Origin of the sequence: Falsiroseomonas sp. E2-1-a4, assembly GCF_051433165.1 — a bacterium.
Lineage (GTDB): Bacteria > Pseudomonadota > Alphaproteobacteria > Acetobacterales > Acetobacteraceae > Falsiroseomonas.
Genome location: NZ_JBHMFS010000014.1, coordinates 53,269 through 73,123 on the forward strand (window position 1 = coordinate 53,269; position 19,855 = coordinate 73,123).

At 71.9% G+C, this 19,855-nt stretch carries 17 protein-coding genes; 10 read left to right on the forward strand and 7 right to left on the reverse strand.

Translation table 11 applies throughout. From position 1 onward, the window contains the following. Window positions 1-191: 191 nt before the first annotated feature. Window positions 192-1,097, forward strand: coding sequence for a flagellar hook-length control protein FliK (locus ACFHNC_RS15905; protein WP_437170211.1), 906 nt, complete (start codon window positions 192-194; stop codon window positions 1,095-1,097). A gap of 14 nt (window positions 1,098-1,111) precedes the next feature. Continuing rightward, window positions 1,112-1,768 carry a flagellar hook assembly protein FlgD gene (locus ACFHNC_RS15910; RefSeq protein WP_437170212.1) on the forward strand — a complete coding sequence of 219 codons (657 nt, stop codon included), beginning with the start codon at window positions 1,112-1,114 and terminating at the stop codon, window positions 1,766-1,768. A 3-nt stretch (window positions 1,769-1,771) separates the two neighbouring features. Here ACFHNC_RS15910 and pgi read toward each other — a convergent pair whose 3' ends face one another. Beyond that, window positions 1,772-3,496, reverse strand: coding sequence for a glucose-6-phosphate isomerase (gene pgi / locus ACFHNC_RS15915; RefSeq protein WP_437170213.1), 1,725 nt, complete (start codon window positions 3,494-3,496; stop codon window positions 1,772-1,774). Window positions 3,497-3,807: 311 nt separating this feature from the next. Between pgi and ACFHNC_RS15920 the strand changes: the two genes are divergently transcribed. Then, the gene (locus ACFHNC_RS15920) at window positions 3,808-6,813 is read left to right on the forward strand and encodes an ATP-binding protein (RefSeq protein ID WP_437170214.1); all 3,006 of its coding nucleotides are present in this window, start codon (window positions 3,808-3,810) and stop codon (window positions 6,811-6,813) included. A gap of 8 nt (window positions 6,814-6,821) precedes the next feature. Here the strand turns inward: ACFHNC_RS15920 and ACFHNC_RS15925 are convergent, their stop codons facing one another. From ACFHNC_RS15925 to ACFHNC_RS15940, 4 genes are read right to left on the reverse strand one after another with little or no spacing between them, the layout of a single operon-like run. Further along, window positions 6,822-8,078: a M16 family metallopeptidase gene (locus ACFHNC_RS15925; RefSeq protein WP_437170215.1), complete on the reverse strand. Its 1,257-nt coding sequence runs from the start codon at window positions 8,076-8,078 to the stop codon at window positions 6,822-6,824. Continuing rightward, window positions 8,075-9,505, reverse strand: coding sequence for a M16 family metallopeptidase (locus ACFHNC_RS15930; protein WP_437170216.1), 1,431 nt, complete (start codon window positions 9,503-9,505; stop codon window positions 8,075-8,077). The genes ACFHNC_RS15925 and ACFHNC_RS15930 overlap by 4 nt, the downstream gene beginning before the upstream one ends. A 60-nt stretch (window positions 9,506-9,565) precedes the next feature. Then, complete coding sequence (argF, locus tag ACFHNC_RS15935; protein ID WP_437170217.1) at window positions 9,566-10,519, reverse strand: ornithine carbamoyltransferase; 954 nt, start codon at window positions 10,517-10,519, stop codon at window positions 9,566-9,568. Beyond that, a complete protein-coding gene (locus tag ACFHNC_RS15940; protein WP_437170218.1) occupies window positions 10,516-11,730 on the reverse strand; it encodes an aspartate aminotransferase family protein in 1,215 nt (404 codons plus the stop codon). The genes argF and ACFHNC_RS15940 overlap by 4 nt, the downstream gene beginning before the upstream one ends. Window positions 11,731-11,931: 201 nt before the next feature. Here ACFHNC_RS15940 and ACFHNC_RS15945 point away from each other — a divergent pair, with 201 nt between their 5' ends. Then, window positions 11,932-12,381 carry a hypothetical protein gene (locus ACFHNC_RS15945; RefSeq protein ID WP_437170219.1) on the forward strand — a complete coding sequence of 150 codons (450 nt, stop codon included), beginning with the start codon at window positions 11,932-11,934 and terminating at the stop codon, window positions 12,379-12,381. A 67-nt stretch (window positions 12,382-12,448) separates the two neighbouring features. On the opposite strand, the gene ACFHNC_RS15950 is transcribed toward ACFHNC_RS15945, so the two are convergent. Beyond that, a complete protein-coding gene (locus ACFHNC_RS15950) occupies window positions 12,449-12,808 on the reverse strand; it encodes a hypothetical protein (protein WP_437170220.1) in 360 nt (119 codons plus the stop codon). A gap of 27 nt (window positions 12,809-12,835) precedes the next feature. After that, window positions 12,836-13,591 (reverse strand): PRC-barrel domain-containing protein, encoded by a 756-nt coding sequence (locus ACFHNC_RS15955; protein WP_437170221.1) that lies wholly within the window; start codon window positions 13,589-13,591, stop codon window positions 12,836-12,838. 137 nt (window positions 13,592-13,728) lie between these two features. On the opposite strand from ACFHNC_RS15955, the gene ACFHNC_RS15960 reads away from it, so the two are divergent. From ACFHNC_RS15960 to ACFHNC_RS15985, 6 genes are all read left to right on the forward strand, one after another. Then, a complete protein-coding gene (locus tag ACFHNC_RS15960) occupies window positions 13,729-14,367 on the forward strand; it encodes a RecX family transcriptional regulator (protein ID WP_437170222.1) in 639 nt (212 codons plus the stop codon). Window positions 14,368-14,377: 10 nt separating this feature from the next. Further along, a complete protein-coding gene (locus ACFHNC_RS15965) occupies window positions 14,378-15,121 on the forward strand; it encodes an AzlC family ABC transporter permease (protein WP_437170223.1) in 744 nt (247 codons plus the stop codon). A gap of 267 nt (window positions 15,122-15,388) precedes the next feature. Beyond that, a complete protein-coding gene (locus ACFHNC_RS15970) occupies window positions 15,389-15,703 on the forward strand; it encodes an AzlD family protein (protein ID WP_437170224.1) in 315 nt (104 codons plus the stop codon). 156 nt (window positions 15,704-15,859) lie between these two features. After that, the gene (gene ileS / locus ACFHNC_RS15975) at window positions 15,860-18,667 is read left to right on the forward strand and encodes an isoleucine--tRNA ligase (protein ID WP_437170225.1); all 2,808 of its coding nucleotides are present in this window, start codon (window positions 15,860-15,862) and stop codon (window positions 18,665-18,667) included. A gap of 5 nt (window positions 18,668-18,672) precedes the next feature. Beyond that, entirely contained in the window at window positions 18,673-19,170 is a 498-nt protein-coding gene (gene lspA / locus ACFHNC_RS15980) for a signal peptidase II (RefSeq protein ID WP_437170299.1), read from the forward strand. After that, the gene (locus ACFHNC_RS15985; RefSeq protein WP_437170226.1) at window positions 19,167-19,715 is read left to right on the forward strand and encodes a DUF3035 domain-containing protein; all 549 of its coding nucleotides are present in this window, start codon (window positions 19,167-19,169) and stop codon (window positions 19,713-19,715) included. Before lspA ends, ACFHNC_RS15985 begins: the two co-directional genes overlap by 4 nt. Window positions 19,716-19,855 lie beyond the last annotated feature (140 nt).

Consider the following 19,855-nt stretch of genomic DNA (forward strand, 5'->3'; position numbering starts at 1 on the left):
CCGCATCGGCCCTAGTCGCATCAGCCCCGGCTGCGGCACCCGCGGCGACCGCCAATGCGCCGCCCGCACCGGTTTTCTCCGCGCCACCCGCGCCCGCTGGTCTTGCGCCGCCCGCCGCGGCATCACTCAGTCCCGGCCCGGCAACGGTCCCGGACAGCCCCACGCCATCTGACCAGCCCGCCCCAGCCGATATGTCGCGCCCGGCTGCCGCCGCCGTGGTCGTCGCGGGGCAGGCCGCGGGGGTTGCGGCGGTGCCCGGTGGCCCTGTCGTCATGCCGCCTGTGGCGGTCGCGGCGGCGCAGTCCGCAGCCGTGACGGCGAGCCAGGCTTCACCGCCGCAGGGCGCCTCGGCCCTCGCGCGGGCCGAGGCCGGTGAGGCGCCATCCCTGGCCGGTCCCGTCCCAGCCGCGGATCTGGTCGCCGATACCGCGCGTGCGACCGATCTCTCCGCCACCGTGGAGGCTGCGGCCATGGAGGCCGAGACCGGCCCCCTCCGCGCCGCCGAGCCGCCGCCCCCCGATCGCCTCATCACCGAGCGAACAGCCGCGGACCGCCCGGTCACCGAGCCGGCCGCGCGCCCGGACGCGCCGCCCGCCCCCGCCGTCACGGAGCTGATGGCCTGCCCGGCGCCGCCGCCCCGTGCCGCGCCGCCCGTGCAGGTGGCCTGGCCGGCGCGGCAGGTGGCGCCCTTCGCGGTGGCCCTGGCGCTCGGCCCGGATAGCAGCCTGACCCTGATGCTGGACCCGGTGGAGCTCGGCCGGGTCGAGGTGGCGATCGACCGCAGCCGTGGCGAGGCCGCCATCCGCGTCACCGCCGAACGCCCCGAAACCCTGGCGCTGCTGCAACGCGATGCGCGGGATCTGGAGCGCGCCTTGTCCGATGCCGGCTTCGGCGAGCGTGGGCCGTTCCTGTCCTTCTCGCTGAGCCAGGGCGATTCCGGCCCGGCCGGCCAGGGCAACCCCAACCCGCAATCCGGCGCCGGGCCGGGCCAGGCGTGGCGCGGTGCGGCCGGACGCCAGGTGGCGAACGACACAGCACCCCCCACCCTGCCGCCCCGCCGCACGGCGCATCCCGGCCTCATCGACCTCGCAGTCTGACGGAGCATCCCCCCATGAGCGGCTCGATTACATCCCTGACCGGAACCAGCACCGCCGGCGCGAATTCCGCCAGCACGCGGCTGTCGGGCGATCTCGACACCTTCCTGAAGCTGCTGACCACGCAGTTGCAAAACCAGGACCCGACCGCGCCGATGGATGCCGACCAGCTCACCCAGCAGCTCGTGCAATTCTCCACCGTCGAGCAGCAGGTCAACACCAACAGCACCTTGCGGCAGTTGCTGGCGCTTCAGCAGGCCAGCCAGCTTGGGGAAGCCGCCTCCCTGGTCGGCCGCCGCGTGGCGGTGGAGACGGATCGCCTGCCGCTGCAATCCGGCAGCGCGACCGTGAACCTGCCCGCCGCCGGCACCGCCCGGCTTGCGCGGGTCGAGGTGCGGGACGCCAACAACCTGCTGGTCCGCAGCAGCGACGTGACGCTGGGCACTGCGCCCCTGGCGTGGAACTGGGACGGCAAGGATAGCGCGGGCGCGCAGCGCCCGGATGGCACCTACCGCATCACCGTCAGCGGCCGCGACAGCGCCGGTGCCGTGGTGCCGCTGGGCTTCACCGTCACCGGCCAGGTCACCGGCGCGCTGCGGGACAATGGCACGGTGACGCTGCGGATGGGCGGGCTGAGCGTTGGCTACGACAGCCTGCGCGACCTCGGCACCTGATGCTCAGCCGGCCTGAAGCCGCCGGATTTCGGCGATCATCGCCGCGGTCGCGGCGTCCTGGGTCCCCGCCGCGGTCGCGGCGTCCTGGGTCCCCGCCGCGGTCGCGGCGTCCTGGGTCCCCGCCGCGGTCGCGGCGTCCGGCGCGGTCGCACCGCCCTCCAGCGCCGGCAGGATGCCGCTGGCCAACTGCTTGCCCAGCTCGACTCCCCATTGGTCGAAGGGGTTGATGTCCCAATAGGCGCCGAGGCAGGCCACCTTGTGCTCATACAGCGCCACCAGCGCGCCGAGCGTCGCCGGCGTCAGCGCTGGCAGCAGGATGCTGGTGCTCGGGCGGTCGCCGGGGAAGGTGCGGTGCGGCGCCAGGCGGTCGATCTCCTCCGGGGGCAGCTTGGCGCGCGCCATCTCTGCCCGCGCCTCGGCCTCGGTCCGCCCGCGCGCCAGCGCCTCCGCCTGGGCCAGCGCATTGGCCAGCAGGATGCGGTGGCTGGCCGGGTGGGCGTGATCCGGCCGCGCCACCAGCACGAAGTCCACCGGCACCGGCGTTGTGCCCTGGTGGATCAGTTGCAGGAAGGAATGCTGCGCATTGGTGCCCGGCTCGCCGAACACCACCGGCCCGGTGGCGTGCCCCACCGGCAGCCCCGCATTGGTCACCCGCTTGCCGAGGCTTTCCATCTCCAACTGCTGCAGATGCGCGGCGAAGCGGGACAGGCGCTCGTCATAGGGCAGCACGGCGCGGGCGCCGTAGCCGAGGAAATTCACATGCCACACCTCGGTGGCTGCCAGCAGCATCGGCAGGTTGGCCTCCGGCGGGGCGGCCAGGAAATGGTCGTCCATCTCCCGCGCCCCGGCCAGCAGCCCGGCAAAGGCCTCCAGCCCACAGGCCAGGGCGATGGACAGCCCGACCGCCGACCACAGGCTGAACCGCCCGCCGACCCAGTCGCGGAAGCCGAAGACGCGATCGGGCGCGATGCCGAAGGCGGCGGTCGCGGGCAGGTTGGTGGACAGCGCTGCCAGATGCGCCGCCACCGCATGCTCGCCCAGCCCCTGTTCACCGAGGGCCTGCGCCAGCCAGTCGCGCACCAGCTTGGCGTTGGTCATCGTCTCCTGCGTCGTGAAGGTCTTGGACGCCACCAGCACCAGCGTGCGCCGCGGGTCGAGCTGCGGGCGCAGCGCCTCCCACGCATGGGCATCGACATTGGCCAGGTAATGCGCCCGCATCGGCATGCCGTGCCGCCACAGCGCGCGCGTCACCATGGCCGGGCCAAGGTCGGAGCCGCCGATGCCGATATTCACCACATCGGTGAAGCGGTCCCCGCCGGCGCCCAGAATCTGCCCGCCATGCACGCCGCGCACGAAGCCCGCCATGGCGTCCAGCGTGCTGCGCACGGTGGCGGAGGCATCCTCATCCCCCACATGGAAGCCGCCGGCTGGCGCACGTAGTGCCATGTGCAGCGCCGCACGGCCTTCGGTGCCGTTCACCGGCTGCCCCGCCGCCATGGCATCGCGGAAGCGCGCCACGCCGCGCGCCTCACCCAAGGCCAGAAGCGCCGCCAGCACCGGATCGGTGAGCGAGGTGCGGGACAGATCGAGCAGCAGCCCGGCGGCGCGGAAGCCGAAGCGCCCGGCGCGCTGCGGGTCCGCCTCCAGCAGCCGGCGGATGCCCGCCGCCCCGGGCTGCCGCGCCAGCGTCGCCACCGCACCCCATGCCGCACATCCAGCCTCGGTCATCGCCGTCTCCCCCTCATCTTGCTCCCGCGCGTTGACGGGCGTTGGGCAAACCGGCCCGGTTCCGCCGAGGTGCTTCCCATTCGTGGGTACGCAACATTCCCGAAACATCCGGCCGGCCATTCTGCGCTAGTCTGCCGATGGAACGACCCGGCGTGGTCCACCACCCGTGAAGCCCCGGAGGCGCGGCGGGTTCCATTGCCCTTCGGCTCCGGCCCGTCTGCGGGTTAGAGCATTTCGGGTGAGGAGGGAATCATGCGGGTGGACCCGTGACGAATGAGCATGGCGGCGCCCATCGCCGCGAAGGGGAAGGGATGTCTTTGGCGTCAGATCGGGGTCGCAACGCGGGGGGTGCCGGGCGCTGGTTCGCCCTCAGCCTGGCCGCCTTCGCCCTGATCGCGGCCTGGCTGTTCCTGGTGGCGAGCCTGGCCGACCGCCGCGCCACGCTGGCCCAGGGCTGGACGGATGCGGAGAATACCTCGGCGCTGCTGGCCCAGCAGGCCAACCGCCTGCTCCGCATCGCGGAACTGACCGCCGGGCGCGTCGCCCGCCTGAGCGGTAACATCAACCTCGAGGATCTGCGCGGCGCGAACTGGACGGATCTGGAGGAGATCGCCCGCGGTACGCCGGAGGTGCAGGCGATCTGGGTGGCGGATGCGGCGGGGCGGCTGGCCGCCAGCAGCATGGACCGCCGCCTGTTCGGCCAGCCGCTGGACGCCACCTCCTATTTCCCGCCGCTGCTCCGGGGTGAGGCCAGCCACGTCACCAGCCTGCTGCACGGCGCGCCGGGCGGGGGCTGGCACTTCGCCTGGGGGCGCCCGCTGCGGGGGACGGATGGCCAGTTCCGCGGCGCCGTCCTGACCGCGATCGCGGTGGAGGAATTCGGCCGGGTGGTGGAGGATCTGGCGCCGGGCCGGGCGGCGGTGCTGCAACTCAGCCGGCTGGATGGCACCCTCGTGGCACGCTGGCCGCTGGCCGCCGCCGGCAATACCGATGCCACCCCCATCGCACCGGCCGCGGAGTCCGGCGTGCGGGAAGTGCGGGACGTCGATGGCACCCTCCGCCTGCTGGCCTGGCGCCGCGTGCCGGGCATGCCCGTCATCGCCTCCGCCGCGCTGTCGCGCGCGGAGCTGCTGGCGCCTTTCCAGCAGCGCCTGCGCCGCAACGGCCTGATCTTCGCCCTCGCGGCCGCCTTGGCCGGGGTACTGGCGGGGGCGGCGCTGCGGTCGGACCGCCGCGGCCGCGCGGCACGGCTTTCGGCGGAGGAACGCGGCGCGGCGCTCGCCGCTGCCCTGGCCGAGCGCGAGGAGCTGCTCGCCTCCGTGCAGGAAGGGGAGGCGCGGCTGCGGCTGGCGGAACAGGCCGGGCGCATCGGCCTGTGGGACTGGGACCTGCGCGATGGCAGGCTGTCGCTGATCGGCGATGTCTTCGCCAAATGGCGGCTGCGCTCCCGCCGCCACATCACCGCCCGCGCGGCACTGCGCGCCGTCCATGCGGAGGACCGCCTGGCCCTGGCCGCCGCGCTGACCGCCGCGGTGCGCGGAGAGGTGCCGCTGGAGGCCGAGTTCCGCCTGGCGCATGATCGCACCGAACGCGGGTCCGACCGCTCGCCCGAACGCTGGCCCGACCGGTGGATCGCCGTGCGGGCGGAGATGCGGCGCGGGGCGGATGGCCAGCCGCGCCGCATGCTCGGCATCGCGCTGGATGTCACCGATCGCCGCCGCAAGGCGCAGGCGCTGGCGGAGGCCAATGCCACGCTGGAACGCCGCGTGGCCGAACGCACCGGCGCGCTGGCCGATGCCAATGCCAGGCTGCGGGAGGGTGAGGCGCGGTTCCGCGGCATCTTCGACGCCACCTTCCAGTTCATCGGCCTGCTTTCCCCCGACGGCACGCTGCTGGAAGCCAACCGGGCGATGCTGGAGCTGGGTGAGGCCCCGACGGAGGAAGTGATCGGCCGGCCCTATTGGGAAGCCCCCTGGTGGCCCGAGGATACGGCGCTGCGGGCCGCCGTGCGGGACGCCGTGACGCAGGCCGCTTCCGGGCATTTCGTGCGGCGCGAACTGGCGATGCGCGGACCCGGCGGCGCCACGCTCGCCATCGACTTCTCGGTCAAGCCGGTGCGGGACGAGGATGGCATCGTCTCCCTGCTGGTGCCGGAAGCGCGCGACGTCTCCGCCCTCAAGGTCGCCCAGGCGCAGCTTCTGGAAGCCCAGAAGATGGAGTTGCTGGGCCGCCTGACCGGCGGCGTGGCGCATGATTTCAACAACCTGCTGATGACGGTGCTGGGCAACCTCGCTCTGGCGCGCAAGCGGCTGGGCGAGGCCGCCACGCCGCAGGTCCTGCGCCACCTGGATTCGGCGGCACTCGGCGCGGAACGTGGCGCGCAGCTCACCCAGCGGCTGCTGGCCTTCGCCCGGCGGCAGGATCTGAACCCCCGCCCGGTGGACCTGGGCCAGTTGCTGGCCGGGCTCGGCGAATTGCTCAGCCGTTCCGCCGGGCCGCGGGTGCAGGTGGCGGTGGAGGGCGGCGCCGGCCTGCCGCCGGCGCTGGTCGATCCGCATGCGCTGGAACTGGCGCTGATGAACCTGGTGGTGAACGCCCGGGATGCCATGCCGGAGGGCGGACACATCCAGGTGCGGCTGGATGCGCGGGAGGCGGCGGACCCCACGGCGCCACCCGGCCTGACGCCTGGCCGCTACCTGCGGATCGCGGTGGAGGATACCGGCAGCGGCATGGACGCCGCGACGCTGGCCCGCGCGATCGAGCCCTTCTTCTCCACCAAGGGGCCGGGGCAGGGCACCGGGCTGGGCCTGTCCATGGTGCACGGCCTGGCGCATCAATCCGGGGGGGCGCTGCATATCGAGAGCGCGCCGGGGCACGGCACGGTGGCGGCCCTGTGGCTGCCCGTATCCGCCGAGGCGGCGGTGGAAGCGGCGGCGGGGCAGGAGGCCGAGGTGCCACGCGGCAGCGGCCTGGTGCTGCTGGTGGATGATGAGCCGCTGGTGCTGGAAAGCACCGCCGCCCTGATCGGCGACCTGGGCTATGAGGTGCAGACAGCCGATTCGGGGGAGGCGGCGCTGGCGGCCCTGACGGCTGGCGCGCGGCCCGTGGCGGTGGTTACCGACCACGCCATGCCCGGCATCAGCGGCGCCGTGCTGGCCGAGCGGCTGGCGCAGGACCGGCCGGGCCTGCCGGTGATCCTGGCCACCGGCCATGCCGGCCCCTGGCCGGAGGGGGATCGCACGCCGCGCCTGACTAAACCCTACACCCAGTCGCAGATCGCCCAGGCGCTTGCGGCCGCCTTGCGAGACAGGCTGTAGCGGCGCCGCTACAGCCCCGCCGGCTGCCCCGCCACCGCTACTGCCAGCCCATCCGGCCGCAGCAGCCGCGCCGCCACCTGCGCGGTGCCGTCCCGCGTCAGCGCCCGCAGCCGGGCGTTGCGGCCCTCCAGCCAGTCGATCGGCCGGCCATTGCGCTGCATCGCCAGCAGCGTGCCGGCGATGCGCCGCGTATCGGTGAATTGCAGCGGCAGGTTGCCCGTGAGGAACGCCACCGCATCCTCCAGCTCCGCCTGGGTCGGGCCACCGGCTGCCATGCGCGCCCATTCCGCGCGCGTCACCTCCAGCGTCTCCGCCACCCTGGCATTGTCGGTGGCGGAGGAACCCACCACCACGCCCTGGCCGAACAGCGTGTCCAGCCCACCGCCGATGCCATAGGTCAGGCCGCGCTGCACCCGCACCGCCTCCATCAAACGCGAGGAGAAGCCGCCGCCGGCCAGGATGCGGAGCACCACCTGGAAGGCTTCCCAATCCGGGTCGGTCACCGGCAGCCCGGGCTGACCGAACTGGATGGCCGATTGCGGCGCCGGCACCGGCACCACGAGCGTCGGGAAGTGGCGGAATGCGGGCAGCGGCGGCGCTTCGGGGGGCGCCGCCTCCGGCAGGCCGGCGAAAAGCTGCGGCAGGATCTCCGCCAGTTGCGCCGCGGTGATGGCGCCGCTGGCCGCCACCAGCACGCCGCCCGCGCGCAGCTGGCGGGCCAGCGCATCGCGGATTGCCTGTTCCGGCAGGTCGGTCAGCGTCTCCACCGTGCCGGAGGCCGGCCGGCCCGCGGGGTGGTCCGGATAGGCTGCGGCCCAGAAGGCGCGGCCGACCTGGCCGCGCGGGGTTTCGAGCGCTGCCCGGGCGCCGGCCAGGGCGCGGGCGCGCACGCGGGCGATGGCGCTTTCCTCCAGCCGGGGCGAGCGCATCGCCAGATTGGCCAGGCGCACCGCTTCCGGCAGCGCCGGCACCAGGGCGCGCAGCGAACCTTCGAAGCCATCCCGCTGGGCGCCAAAGCCGAGCCCGATGGCGGAATCGCGCAACGCATCGGCGAAGGCGAGCGCATCGAGATCGCCCGCGCCTTCCGTCAGCAGTGCCGCGCCCATGGCGAGCGCGCCGCCATGTTCCGGCGCATCCAGCGCGGCCCCGCCGCCCCAGCCCCAGGCGAGGGAGACGACCGGGACGGTATGATCCTCAATCAGCCAGGCGGTCTGTCCGCCGGGGGCGCTGACGCGCTGAATCGCGACCTGGAAATTCCCGCTCACAGCCGGACCTCCGCCGGGGCCGAGACCCCTTCAGGCAGCAGCCAACCACTCGCCGAGGGGGCTCGGCCGAGCACGGCGACGGCCGCTTCCGCCACCTGGTCCCGCGTCACCGCGCGCAGCCGGCGCGGCCAGAATTCCACCGTCTCGATCGGCAGGCCGACCGAAAGCGCGCTGCCGATCATCCGCGGTGCCGCACCCAGCCCATCCAGCGCCAGCAGCGCGCCAGCCGACATCTGCCGGATGCTGCGCGCCACCTCTGCCTCGGTCGGCCCGCCTTCATCCAGCAGGCGCTTCACCTCGGCCATGGCGACTTCCTCCACCCGCCCGGGTGGCACGTCCCGCCTTGGGGTCACGGCGATGTCGAAATCGGACCAGCTTGCGGTGTCGCCGCTGTAGCCAGCCCAAACGCCCACCGCGAGGCCGCTATCAACCAGCGCCCGGTACAGGCGCGAGCCCTGGCCGCCGCCGAGCAGATGGCGCAGCACCTCCAGCGGGTCCGCGTGCCGGGTTTCGCCGGCGGTCAGCGACGGGGCCTGCCAGGACCGCACGAAAGTCGCCTCCCCGCGCAGCCGCGGGTCGTTCTTCACCAGGCGGGGGTTGGGGATTTCGGAAGGCGGCGGCGCACGGTCGCGCGGCACGGCGGGGCCGGCGGGCACGGCGCCCCAGCGTTCCGTGACCTCGTCCCAGAACCTGTCGCCGCCCACCGCACCGGCCACCACCAGCACGGCATTGCCCGGCGCGTAGCGGGCGCGGAAGAAGGCCATCAGGTCCTCATGCCGGATGGCGCGGATTTCCTCCTCCCAGCCGATGATGGGGCGGCCGTGCCAATGCTGGCGGCCCCACATGGCGGCGGCGAATTCCTCGAAGAACAGCGCGCGGGGGGAGGAGCCGGTGCGCTGGGCGCGCTCCTCCAGGATCACCAGGCGCTCCGACTCCATTTCGGAGGCCGGGATCAGCGCGCTGGCGAAGCGGTCTGCCTCCATCATCGCCACCAGGTCGAGCCGGCCGGCCTCGACATGCTGGAAATAGGCGGTGACGTCGCGGGAGGTATAGGCGTTGTCATTGCCGCCTTCCCGCGCCACGCGACGGGAGAATTCGCCGGAGGCGACGTTCGCGCTGCCCTTGAACAGCATGTGTTCCAGGTAGTGCGCGATGCCGGACAGGCCCGGCGGGTCTTCCGCGCCACCGGCCGCGACATAGGCGTAATGCGCCACCACCGGCGCGCGGCGCTGGTCCACATGCGCCACGCGCAGCCCGTTCGGCAGGGTGCGCAGCGTGGCACCGAACAAGGGGCGATCCGCCAGGGCGGCCATGGGCGGAGTGCCAGAAATTGGGTTGGAGGTCTGGGCCAGCACATCGGGCACGGTGCCCGCAGCTGCGGCGAGGGCGGCGGCCTGCAAGGCCGCGCGGCGGGTGAGGGCTTTCATGCGCCCCTACATGGGCCTGTCGGGGCGATTGGCAAAGCGCCTCTCGCTCGGGGGCAGGACTCAGCCCTGCCCCAGCGCCCAGATCAGCACGCCCTTCTGGGCATGCAGGCGGTTTTCCGCCTCGTCGAACACCACGCTCTGCGGGCCATCCATCACCGCATCGGTGATTTCTTCGCCCCGGTGCGCCGGCAGGCAATGCATGACGATGGCATCCGGCGCGGCCTGCTTCAGCAGCGCCTCGTTCACCTGGTAGGGGGCCAGCAGATTGTGCCGGTTCAGCTTTTCCTGCGCCGTCTCATCGGACATCGAGACCCAGGTATCCGTCACCACGCAGCGCGCGCCGGCGACCGCCGCCTGCGGGTCCGTGGTCAGCTCGATCTTCGCGCCTTCCGCCCGCGCCCAGGCGATCAGCTCGGCCGGCGGCGCCAGTTCGGGCGGGGTGGCCAGGCGCAGGGTGAAGCCAAAGCGGGCGGCGGCCTGGATGAAGGATTGCGCGACATTGTTGCCATCGCCGGTCCAGGCCACCACCTGGCCGGCGATCGGGCCGCGATGTTCCTCGAAGGTCATGATGTCCGCCATCAACTGGCAGGGATGCGAGACATCGGTCAGCCCGTTGATCACCGGGATGGTGGCGTGTTCCGCCAGCTCCCGGATTTTTGCCACGTTGTCGGTGCGCAGCATGATGGCATCGACATAGCGGGACAGCACGCGGGCGGTATCCGCCGGCGTCTCGCCACGGCCAAGCTGCATGTCCTTGGAGGACAGCACGATGGCATCGCCACCCAACTGCCGGATGCCGACCTCGAAGCTGACGCGGGTGCGGGTGGAGGGTTTCTCGAAGATCAGCGCCACGGATTTGCCGGCCAGCGGCTTGCCCGGCACCTGCCCGCGCTTGGCCTGCACGCCGAGATCCAGCATGCGGCGCAACGTCGCCGCATCCAGGTCCATCAGTTCGAGAAAATGCCGCGGGGAGGGGCTGCCCCCTCCCGCCACGCTCTTGAACGCCACGCTCACTTGGCGGCGACCTGTATTGTCCCTGGGGCCGCGCTCGGTGTCATCCGCAGGCAGGTGCGGTCGAGCAGGCGCAGCGCCTCCGCCACCTCGGCCTCCGTGATGATCAGCGGCGGGGCGAGCCGCAGCACGTTCATGCCGGCCGCCACCGTCAGCAGGCCTTCGGCCACGGCGGCGGCCTGCATCTCGCTGTTCACGATCTCCGGCCGCAGCTTCATGCCGAGCAGCAGCCCGGCACCCTGCACACCCTCGATCACCTTCGGGTGCTTCTCGGCCAGCTCCAGTAGCCCGCGCCACAGCAGGCGCGCCACGCCATCGACCTGGTCGAGGAAACCGGGCGCCAGCATCACGTCCAGCACCGCATTGCCGGCGGCGCAGGCCAGCGGGCCGCCGCCATAGGTGGTGCCATGCGTGCCGGGCTTGAGGTACTTGGCCACCTTCTCCTTCGCCAGGATCGCACCCAGCGGGAAGCCGCCGCCGATGCCCTTGGCGGAGGACATCACATCCGGCTCGATCCCGGCCCATTGATGCGCCCACAGCTTGCCGGAGCGACCCATGCCGGTCTGGACTTCATCGAGGGCGAGCAGCAGCCCGAATTCGTCGCAGACGGCGCGGAGTTCGCGCAGGAAGCGCAGATCGGCCGGACGCACGCCGCCCTCGCCCTGCACCGGCTCGATCATGATGCCGGCCGTGTGCGGGCCGATGGCGTCGCGCACCGCATTCATGTTGCCGAAGGGGACATGGTCGAAGCCCTGCACCGGCGGGCCGAAGCCGGCCAGGTATTTCTCGTTGCCGGTGGCGGACAGCATGGCCAGCGTGCGGCCGTGGAAAGCACCCTCGAAGCAGATCATGTGGAAGCGCTCGGGGTGGCCGGTCTCCGCATGATATTTGCGGACGGCCTTCACCATGCCCTCATTCGCCTCGGCGCCTGAATTGCAGAAGAAGACACTGTCGGCGAAGGATGCCGCGACATGGCGCGCGGCCAGTTCCTCGGCCTGCGGCACGCGGTACAGGTTCGAGACGTGCATCACCTTGGCCGCCTGCTCCGCGATCACCTTCGTCAGGTGCGGGTGGCCATGGCCGATGCTGCTGGTCGCGATGCCCGCGCCGAAATCGAGGAATCGTCGCCCGTCCACGGTCCACAGCCAGGCGCCATCGCCCCGCTCAAAGGCGAGGTCGGCACGGTTGTAGGTCGGCATCAGGGCGGGGATCACGCGATCCATCCTCCGTCACGCCGCGCGGCCAGGCGCCATTCGCCAAGGCGAGCGCGGAAGCGCAGGAAATTGCACGATTTCGGGCGGGCGGTCAAAGCACGCCGTTGGGGGGTGCCGCCGCCCTGTTTCAGCCGGTTTCGCCAACCCACCTCGCCGCCCTGCCGGCCGCTAGGATGCGCCGAACCGCGGGAGGGTTCGAGGATGGGATTGCTGCTGGTGACGCCGGCATCGGCGGCGGAGCGGGACGCGATCGAGGCCGGGGAGGCCTGGCATTTCAGCAAGGCCACACCGAAGCAACTGACGGAGGCGAAGTTGCCGGGCGGGCCGGAGCAGCCGAATGCCCGGATCAGGCTCTCGGCGCCCACCGGCTGGCAACTCGATTTCTGGAAGTTCATCCGGGATGCCAGCGTCTGGGACCCGGCCACCTTCTCGCCGGCGGATCGCGGCCGCTACCTGTATCTGTTCCTCGGTGAGCCGGGCACCTGGACGCGCCGCATGAATGTGCAGAAGGCGCCGCTGACGGTGCGCATTCCGGGCGCGCTGCTGGTGGCTGCGGTGCCGCCGGCCAATCTGTTCTATCGCGCGGTGGACAAGGTGGTGGTGGTGAAGGGCGATTATGTCGGCCCGGCGCTGCTGGACCCGGCACCCTGAGCGCTAGCCCCGACGCAAAAGCGGCCGGGACAGGCCCGGCCGCTTCCTCAGTCACGCAAGTGGCAGATTACTGCCGGACGCCGCCGCTGTTGGACGGGTAGGCGCCAGAGGTGTTGGACCCGGTGGTGCGATCATAGGCCCGCTCCACCGCCGTGCCGGGCGGGTTGCCCGGGCGACCATCCGACTGGCGCGGGAAGGCGCCCGAGGTGTTGGTTCCCGCCGCGCGATCCAGCGCACGCTCCGCCGCCGTGCCGGTCGGATTGTTGCCGGTGCCGTCCGGGCTGGTGCGCGGGCTGCCGGTGGCGCTGTCATAGGCGCGCTGCGTGGCGGTGGAGGGCGGGTTGCCCGCCACCCCGTCGCGCGGCGCGTTGTTGGTGCAGGCCACGATCGGCAGAAGCGCTGCCATCACGAACAGGGACTTTTTCATCTCGGGCGTTTTCCTTGGTTCAGCAGTTCAGCCGCGACGTGCGGAATTGTCGTAGGAGAAGGTCGGCAGGCTCTCGAGGCTTTCCTTGGTGGCGCCGCGAAGCACCCAGCGGTTGCGCTCGCTGTCATGGGTCAGGCGCTCATACGGAACGGCGACCAGCTTGGCGCCAATGCCAAGGAAGCCACCCACCGAGATCACGGCGACAGGTGCGGCGCCGCCCTGCGGCACGATCAGGTCGTCGACCTCACCGATGCTGTTGTTTTCCTCGTTGTAGATGTTGGAGCCGATGATCTCGCTGGCCCGGCGGCTTTGACGCAGGCTCATGCTGTCAACGGACAGGGTCGGCATGGTCGCGCCGGTCGCGGTGGTGCCGGTCGCGGTGGTGCCGGTCGCGCGGGTGCCCATCGTGCCGGTCGCGGTTGTGCCGGTCCCGGTGGTGCCGGTCCCGGTGGTGCCGGTTGCGGTTGTGCCGGTCGCGGTTGTGCCGGTCGCGGTCGTGCCGGTCGTACCCGTCGTGGCGCGGTCGAGCGCGCGCCCGGCCGCAGTGCCCGGCGGGTTGTTGCCGGTGCCGTCCGGAGCGGTGCGGTTGCCGGTTACGCCATCCACGGCGCGCTGCGTCGCGGTCGATGGCGGGTTGCCTGGGGTGCCGTCCCGCGGGGCCTGGGCCGTGATGCCACCGCGCGCGTCATTCTGGGCGGGGGAGGTCTGGCCGAAGGCGAGCATCGGGGCAACAACGATGGCGGCCGCGGTCGAAACGGACAGGAAGGTCTTGCTGTTCAGCATGGGGTTGTCTCCTTTGGCTGACGGGGTGCGCCGGGGCGCTCCGTGCCTGATCCCTCAACGCCGTTACACCCGGAAAGGTTGCTGCGGTGCCGCAGCCAGTCGCCAGCGGCGCGGCCGGCGTGCCAGGATGGGGGGTGATGAGACAGCATCCCCGGCCTCTTGCCCGACCCGCTGGCCGGACCGCCCGCGACCCGAATGCGCCGCCCCGCCCGCCCGGCCCACCGCCCGGCGAGGCGCGGCTGCGGGAGGCGGCCGTGGCGCATCTGGCTCGTTACGCGACAACCGAGGTCGGGCTGCGCCGCGTGCTGGCCCGCCGGGTGGATCGCTGGGCGCGCGCGGCGGAGGCCTTCGGGATGCAGGATTTGGCCCCGCTGGTCGCCGCCGCGAAACAGGCCGCCGCCGCGGTGGCGCGCCAGATGGCCGCCAGCGGCACGGTGGATGATGCCGCCTTCGCCGCAAGCCGCGCCCGCCGCCTGCTGCGGACCGGCCGGTCCCGCCGCGCCGCGCTGGCGCATCTGGCGCAGAAGGGCGTGGATGCCGAAACGGCCGCCGCCGCCCTGCCGGAAGGCGAGGCGGCGGAGATGGACGCTGCCCTCGCCCTGTGCCGCCGTCGCCGCATCGGCCCTTTCGGCGACCCGGAGGCCCCGCCGGAGGCGCGGCTGAAGGCGCTGGCGACGCTGGCCCGCGCCGGCTTCGGGCGTGGCACGGCGGAGGATGCGCTGCGGATGGACCCGGGCGAGGCCGAGGACCGCCTGTTGTCCTTCAAGCGGGGCTGAGGGCGTGGCGATGCCCCCGGGTCCGGGCCAGGCCGGCCGCGTTGTCTTCACCCGCGCCGGGGTGGGGCGCGGTGCCGTGGCGAGCCTGCCGCTTTGGGTCGGCATGCTGCCCTTCGGCGTGGTGATCGGCGTGCTTTCCGCCGCCAAGGGTCTGTCCTTCGCCGAGACGGCGCTGATGACGAGCCTGGTCTTCGCCGGCTCCGCCCAACTCGTGGCGCTGGAGCTGTGGGCCGATCCGGCGCCGATCCTGGCGGCGACCGTCGCGGCGCTGGTGGTGAACCTGCGCATGGCGCCGATGGGCGCGGCGCTGGCGCCCTGGCTGGACCGGCTGCGCGGCTGGCGGCTGTGGGGCAGCCTGGCCACCCTGGTGGACCATTCCTTCGCCATGGCCATCGCGGAACAGCGGGCAGGGGGACGCGATGCCGGCTACCTGCTCGGCAACGGGCTTGGCATCTGGGTGTCCTGGGTGGTGACGGTGCTGGCCGGGCATCTGGGCGGCGGGCTGTTGCAGGTGCCGCCCGGGCATCCGCTGTTCTTCGCCGCCATCGCCGCCTTCCTGTCCATCCTGGTGCCGCTGTGGCGCGGCGTGCGGGTGGATGCGCTGCCCTGGCTGGTGGCCGGGCTGGTGGCGCTGGCGGCGCATCGGGCCGGCTGGCCGGTCCCGCTGCCGCTGCTGCTCGGCACCTTCGCCGGGGCCGGGCTGGGCGCCTGGATCGAGCTGCGTGGGCGGGGGGCGCCGGGGTGGAAGCGGTGAGGATGCCCCGCGCAAACAATCGGCGGCCGGCGCAAGGCGCCGGCCGAGCGGCCGGATGGCCGCCGCGGCTTATGCCGCGAAGGCAAGCGCGCGGAGCGCGCGCCCGCCGTATGAGGGATGGGGAAAATCTGCGGCCGGCGCAAGGCGCCGGCCGAGCGGCCGGATGGCCGCCGCGGCTTATGCCGCGAAGGCAAGCGCGCGGAGCGCGCGCCCGCCGTATGAGGGGCCAGAAAATGCGCCAGCATTTTCAGGCATTGGCATAGCAAGGTGGAGGTAAGGTTCGATGTCCTGCTGGCGATCATCGGCATGGCGCTGGTGACCTATGCCAGCCGGGCCGGGGGCTATGCCGTGCTGCGCGCGGTGCGGCCGCCGCCCTTCGTGCAGGCGCTGCTGCGCCACCTGCCGGGGTGCCTGTTCGTGGCCTATGTCACCCCGCCGCTGCTGGCTGGCGGCGCGCCCGCCTGGGTTGGGGCGGTGGTGGTGGTGGCGGTGCAGATCGCCGTCCGCAACATCGGCGCTGCCATCCTGGCCGGGGTCGCGGTGACCTGGGGGCTGCATGCGGCGCTGGGGTTGGGGGGATGAGGGGCGCGTCCTTGACCCAAACCGGCCTGCATCCGCATATAAGCGTCATGTTCCGCGGGATGTCCGGCCTCCGAATTATCCGCCCGGCCCCATAAGGCCGGGTTTTCCGCGCACGCCCCTTCCGGCCACCTCGCAGGCCAATTGAGACCGCACCCCATGAACGACGCCCCGACCGACCCTGCGCGCGACTATCGCGGCACCGTCTTCCTGCCGAAGACCGACTTCCCCATGCGCGGCGACCTGCCGAAGCGCGAGCCCGCCTGGCTGGCGCGGTGGGAGGCGATGGGGCTGCGGGACAGGCTGCGGGCGCAAAGCGCGGGCAAGCCCACCTTCATCCTGCATGACGGCCCCCCCTATGCGAACGGCAACCTGCATATCGGCCACGCGCTGAACAAGATCCTGAAGGACGTGATCAACCGCGCCGCGCAGATGTCCGGCTTCGATGCGGACTATGTGCCGGGCTGGGACTGCCACGGCCTGCCGATCGAGTGGAAGATCGAGGAACAATACCGCGCCAAGGGTCGCGACAAGGACGCGGTGCCGATCCTGGACTTTCGGGCCGAATGCCGGGACTACGCGACCCATTGGCTCGGCGTGCAGAGCGAGGAGTTCAAGCGCCTGGGCGTGCTCGGCGACTGGGCCGGGCGCTATGCGACGATGGACTTCGCCTCCGAGGCCGCCATTGCCGGGGAGATCGGCAAGTTCCTGATGAACGGATCGCTGTATCGCGGCCTGCGTCCGGTGATGTGGAGCCCGGTGGAAAAGACCGCGCTGGCCGAGGCGGAGATCGAATACCACGACCATGTCTCGCCGACGCTCTGGGCGCGTTTTCGCGTGAAGACCGCGGCGGCGCCGGACCTTGTTGGCGCCTCGGTGGTAATCTGGACCACCACGCCCTGGACCATTCCCGGCAACCGCGCCGTCGCCTATGGGCCGGAGATCGACTACGCGCTGGTGCATGTGGAGGGCGTGGCCGAGGGCAGCGCCCTGGTGCAGGGCGAGTTTTTGCTCGTTGCCCTGCCGCTGCTGCCGCAATTCGAGAAGGATGCCGGCCTCGGCGCGCACAGCATCAAGCGCCTGCTGAAGGGCGCGGAGCTGGAAGGCGCCATCGCCGCGCATCCGCTGGCCGGCTGGGACGGCGCCCCCGGCGGCTATGATTTCGACGTGCCGCTGCTACCCGGCGATTTCGTCACCACCGAGGCCGGCACCGGCTTCGTCCATATCGCGCCCGGCCATGGCGAGGACGATTTTGTGCTCGGCAAGGCGAACGGGCTGCCGGTGCCGGAGACGGTGGGCGACGATGGCACATTCACGCAGCACGCGCCGGGCTTCACCGGGCAGCATGTCTTCAAGGCGCATGACGCGGTCTATGCCGCCTGCATCGCGCAGGGCACGCTGGTTGCAAAGTCCAAGCTGACGCACAGCTACCCGCATAGCTGGCGGTCCAAGAAGCCGGTGATCTTCCGCGCCACGCCGCAGTGGTTCATTGCCATGGATGACGCGAACGAGATTCGCACCAAGGCGATGCAGGCAATTGCCGACACGCATTTCGTCCCGGATATCGGCCGCAACCGCATCGGCGGCATGGTCTCCGTCCGCCCCGATTGGTGCATCAGCCGCCAGCGCGCCTGGGGCGTGCCGATCCCGGTCTTCGTCGAGAAAGCCACCGGCGAGCCGTTGCGCGACCCGGCGCTGATGGAGCGCATCATCGAAGCTTTCCGAGTTGAGGGTGCCGATGCCTGGTACCAGCCAGGCGCCGCGCAACGCTTCCTGGGCGAAGGCCGCGACGCGGCGGCCTATGAGCAGGTGATGGACATCGTCGATGTCTGGTTCGAATCCGGCTCCACCCACGCCTTCGTCCTGACGCCGGAGCGCGGGCTGCCGTTCCCGGCCGATCTGTACCTGGAAGGCTCGGACCAGCATCGCGGCTGGTTCCATTCCTCGCTGCTGGAATCGGTCGGCTCGCGCGGCGTCGCGCCGTTCAAGGCGATCCTGACGCATGGCTTCGTGCTCGATGAGCAGGGGCGCAAGATGTCGAAGTCGCTCGGCAATGTGGTCGCGCCGCAGGATGTGGTGAAGGATCACGGCGCCGACCTGCTGCGGCTGTGGGTGATGAACACCGATGTCACCGAGGACCAGCGGATCGGCAAGGAAATCCTGAAACAGCAGAGCGAGCTGTACCGCCGCATCCGCAACACGCTGCGCTGGCTGCTCGGCAACCTCGATCGCTTCGACGCAAGCGAGATCGTGCCCCACGCGGAACTGCCGGAGCTGGAGCGCTGGGTGCTGCACCGCCTTTCGGAACTCGACGCGCGCCTGCGCCAGGCCGTGAAGGACCACGACTGGACCGGCGTGTACCCCGACATCCACGGCTTCTGCGCGACGGACCTTTCGGCCTTCTACTTCGATGTCCGCAAGGATTCGCTCTACTGCGACGCGCCCGAAAGCCTGCGCCGGCGTGCCGCGCGCACGGTGATCGACCAGTTGCATCGCTGCCTGACCGCCTGGCTGGCGCCGGTGCTGGTGGCGACGGCGGAGGAAAGCTGGCTCGCCCGCTTCCCGGATGAGACGGACAGCATCCATTTGCGCGACTGGCCCACGATCCCGGCGGAATGGCGGGATGAAGCGCTGGCAGAGAAGTGGTCCGCCGTGCGCGGCTTCCGCCGTACCGTGACTGGCGCCATCGAGGACCTGCGCCGCGCCGGCACCATCGGCGCTTCCCTCCAGGCCAGCGCCACCCTCGCCTTGCCGGCCGAGGACCCGGCCAATGTGCTGACTGCGGAGCAATGGGCAGAGGTGCTGATCGTCTCCCAGGCCCGCGTGACGGCGGCCGAGACGCCGGATGCGGTGGTGACGGTGGCCGAGGGGCACAAATGCGACCGCTGCTGGCGCGTGCTGCCGGAGGTCGGGCGCTCGCTCGCTCACCCGATGCTGTGTCGCCGCTGCGAGTCGGTGGTCGCTTGAACCCCATGATGCGCATCGGCCTTGCCCTCGCGCTTGGGGTGCTCGTCCTCGACCAGGCGACGAAGCACTACATGCTGTTCGTGCTGAACCTGCCGATCGTCGGCCATATCCCACTGGTGGGCTTCGGCCCCTTCGGCTTCGACCTGACCATGGTCTGGAACCGCGGTGTCACCTTCGGGATGCTGGCCGGTGACAGCCCCTGGTCGCAGGCCGCGCTCGGCCTGCTGGCGCTGGCCATTGCCGGCTTCCTGCTGCGCTGGATGGCCCGCGCCGAGAACCGGCTGACGGCGCTGGCCCTCGGCGCCGTGGTCGGCGGCGCGGTCGGCAATGTGATCGACCGTTTCCGCTTCGGCGCGGTGGCGGATTTCTTCGATGCCCACGCCTGGGGCTGGCATTGGTATGTGTTCAACCCCGCGGACGCCGCCATTGTGCTCGGCGTGGTCGCACTGATCGGCGATGCCTTGTTCCGGCCTTCACCCACGGCTAAGGGTTCCACGCCATGACCCAGCTTCGCACCCTCCTCCTCGGCCTGCCTCTCCTCGCGGTGCTCGCGGGCTGCGGCGGCGATACCGCCCGCTCCCTCGGCTTCACCCGGGACCCGCCGGATGAATTCCAGGTGACCACCCGCGCGCCGCTCTCCGTGCCGCCGCGGCTGGCCGAATTGCCGGTACCGACGCCCGGCACACCCCGGCCGCAGGATCAGCGGCTGCCGGCGGCCGCCATCCTCGGCGGTGTTCCGGCGCAGGCCGCCGCCCCCTCGGGCGCCGAACGCGCGCTGCTGGCCCAGGCCGGCCAGCCGGTGGATGACAATATCCGCGCCCGTGTCGATGCCGAGAGCCTGCGGCTCGATCGCCCCGATCGCAGCGTGGCGGACCGCCTGATGTTCTGGCGCGGCGATGCCACCCCGCCCGGTGTGGCGGTGGACCCGCAGCGCGAAGCCCAGCGCCTGCGCGAGAATGCCGCCCTGGGGCGGGATACGACGGAGGGTGTGACGCCGGTGGCGCAGCCGCAGCAGCGCAGCCTGATCCAGCGGCTGTTCGGCGGCTGACGCCCGCCGACCTCCGAGAGGTGGTCGGAGGCGCCCTGGCTACCTATCTGTGCCACTCATGGCCGGGCAGCGCCGCATGGCGTGCCCGGCTTGTTTTGTTTGGCCTCCCCCGGTTGCCGGAGCCCCGGCAGCCCTGACGC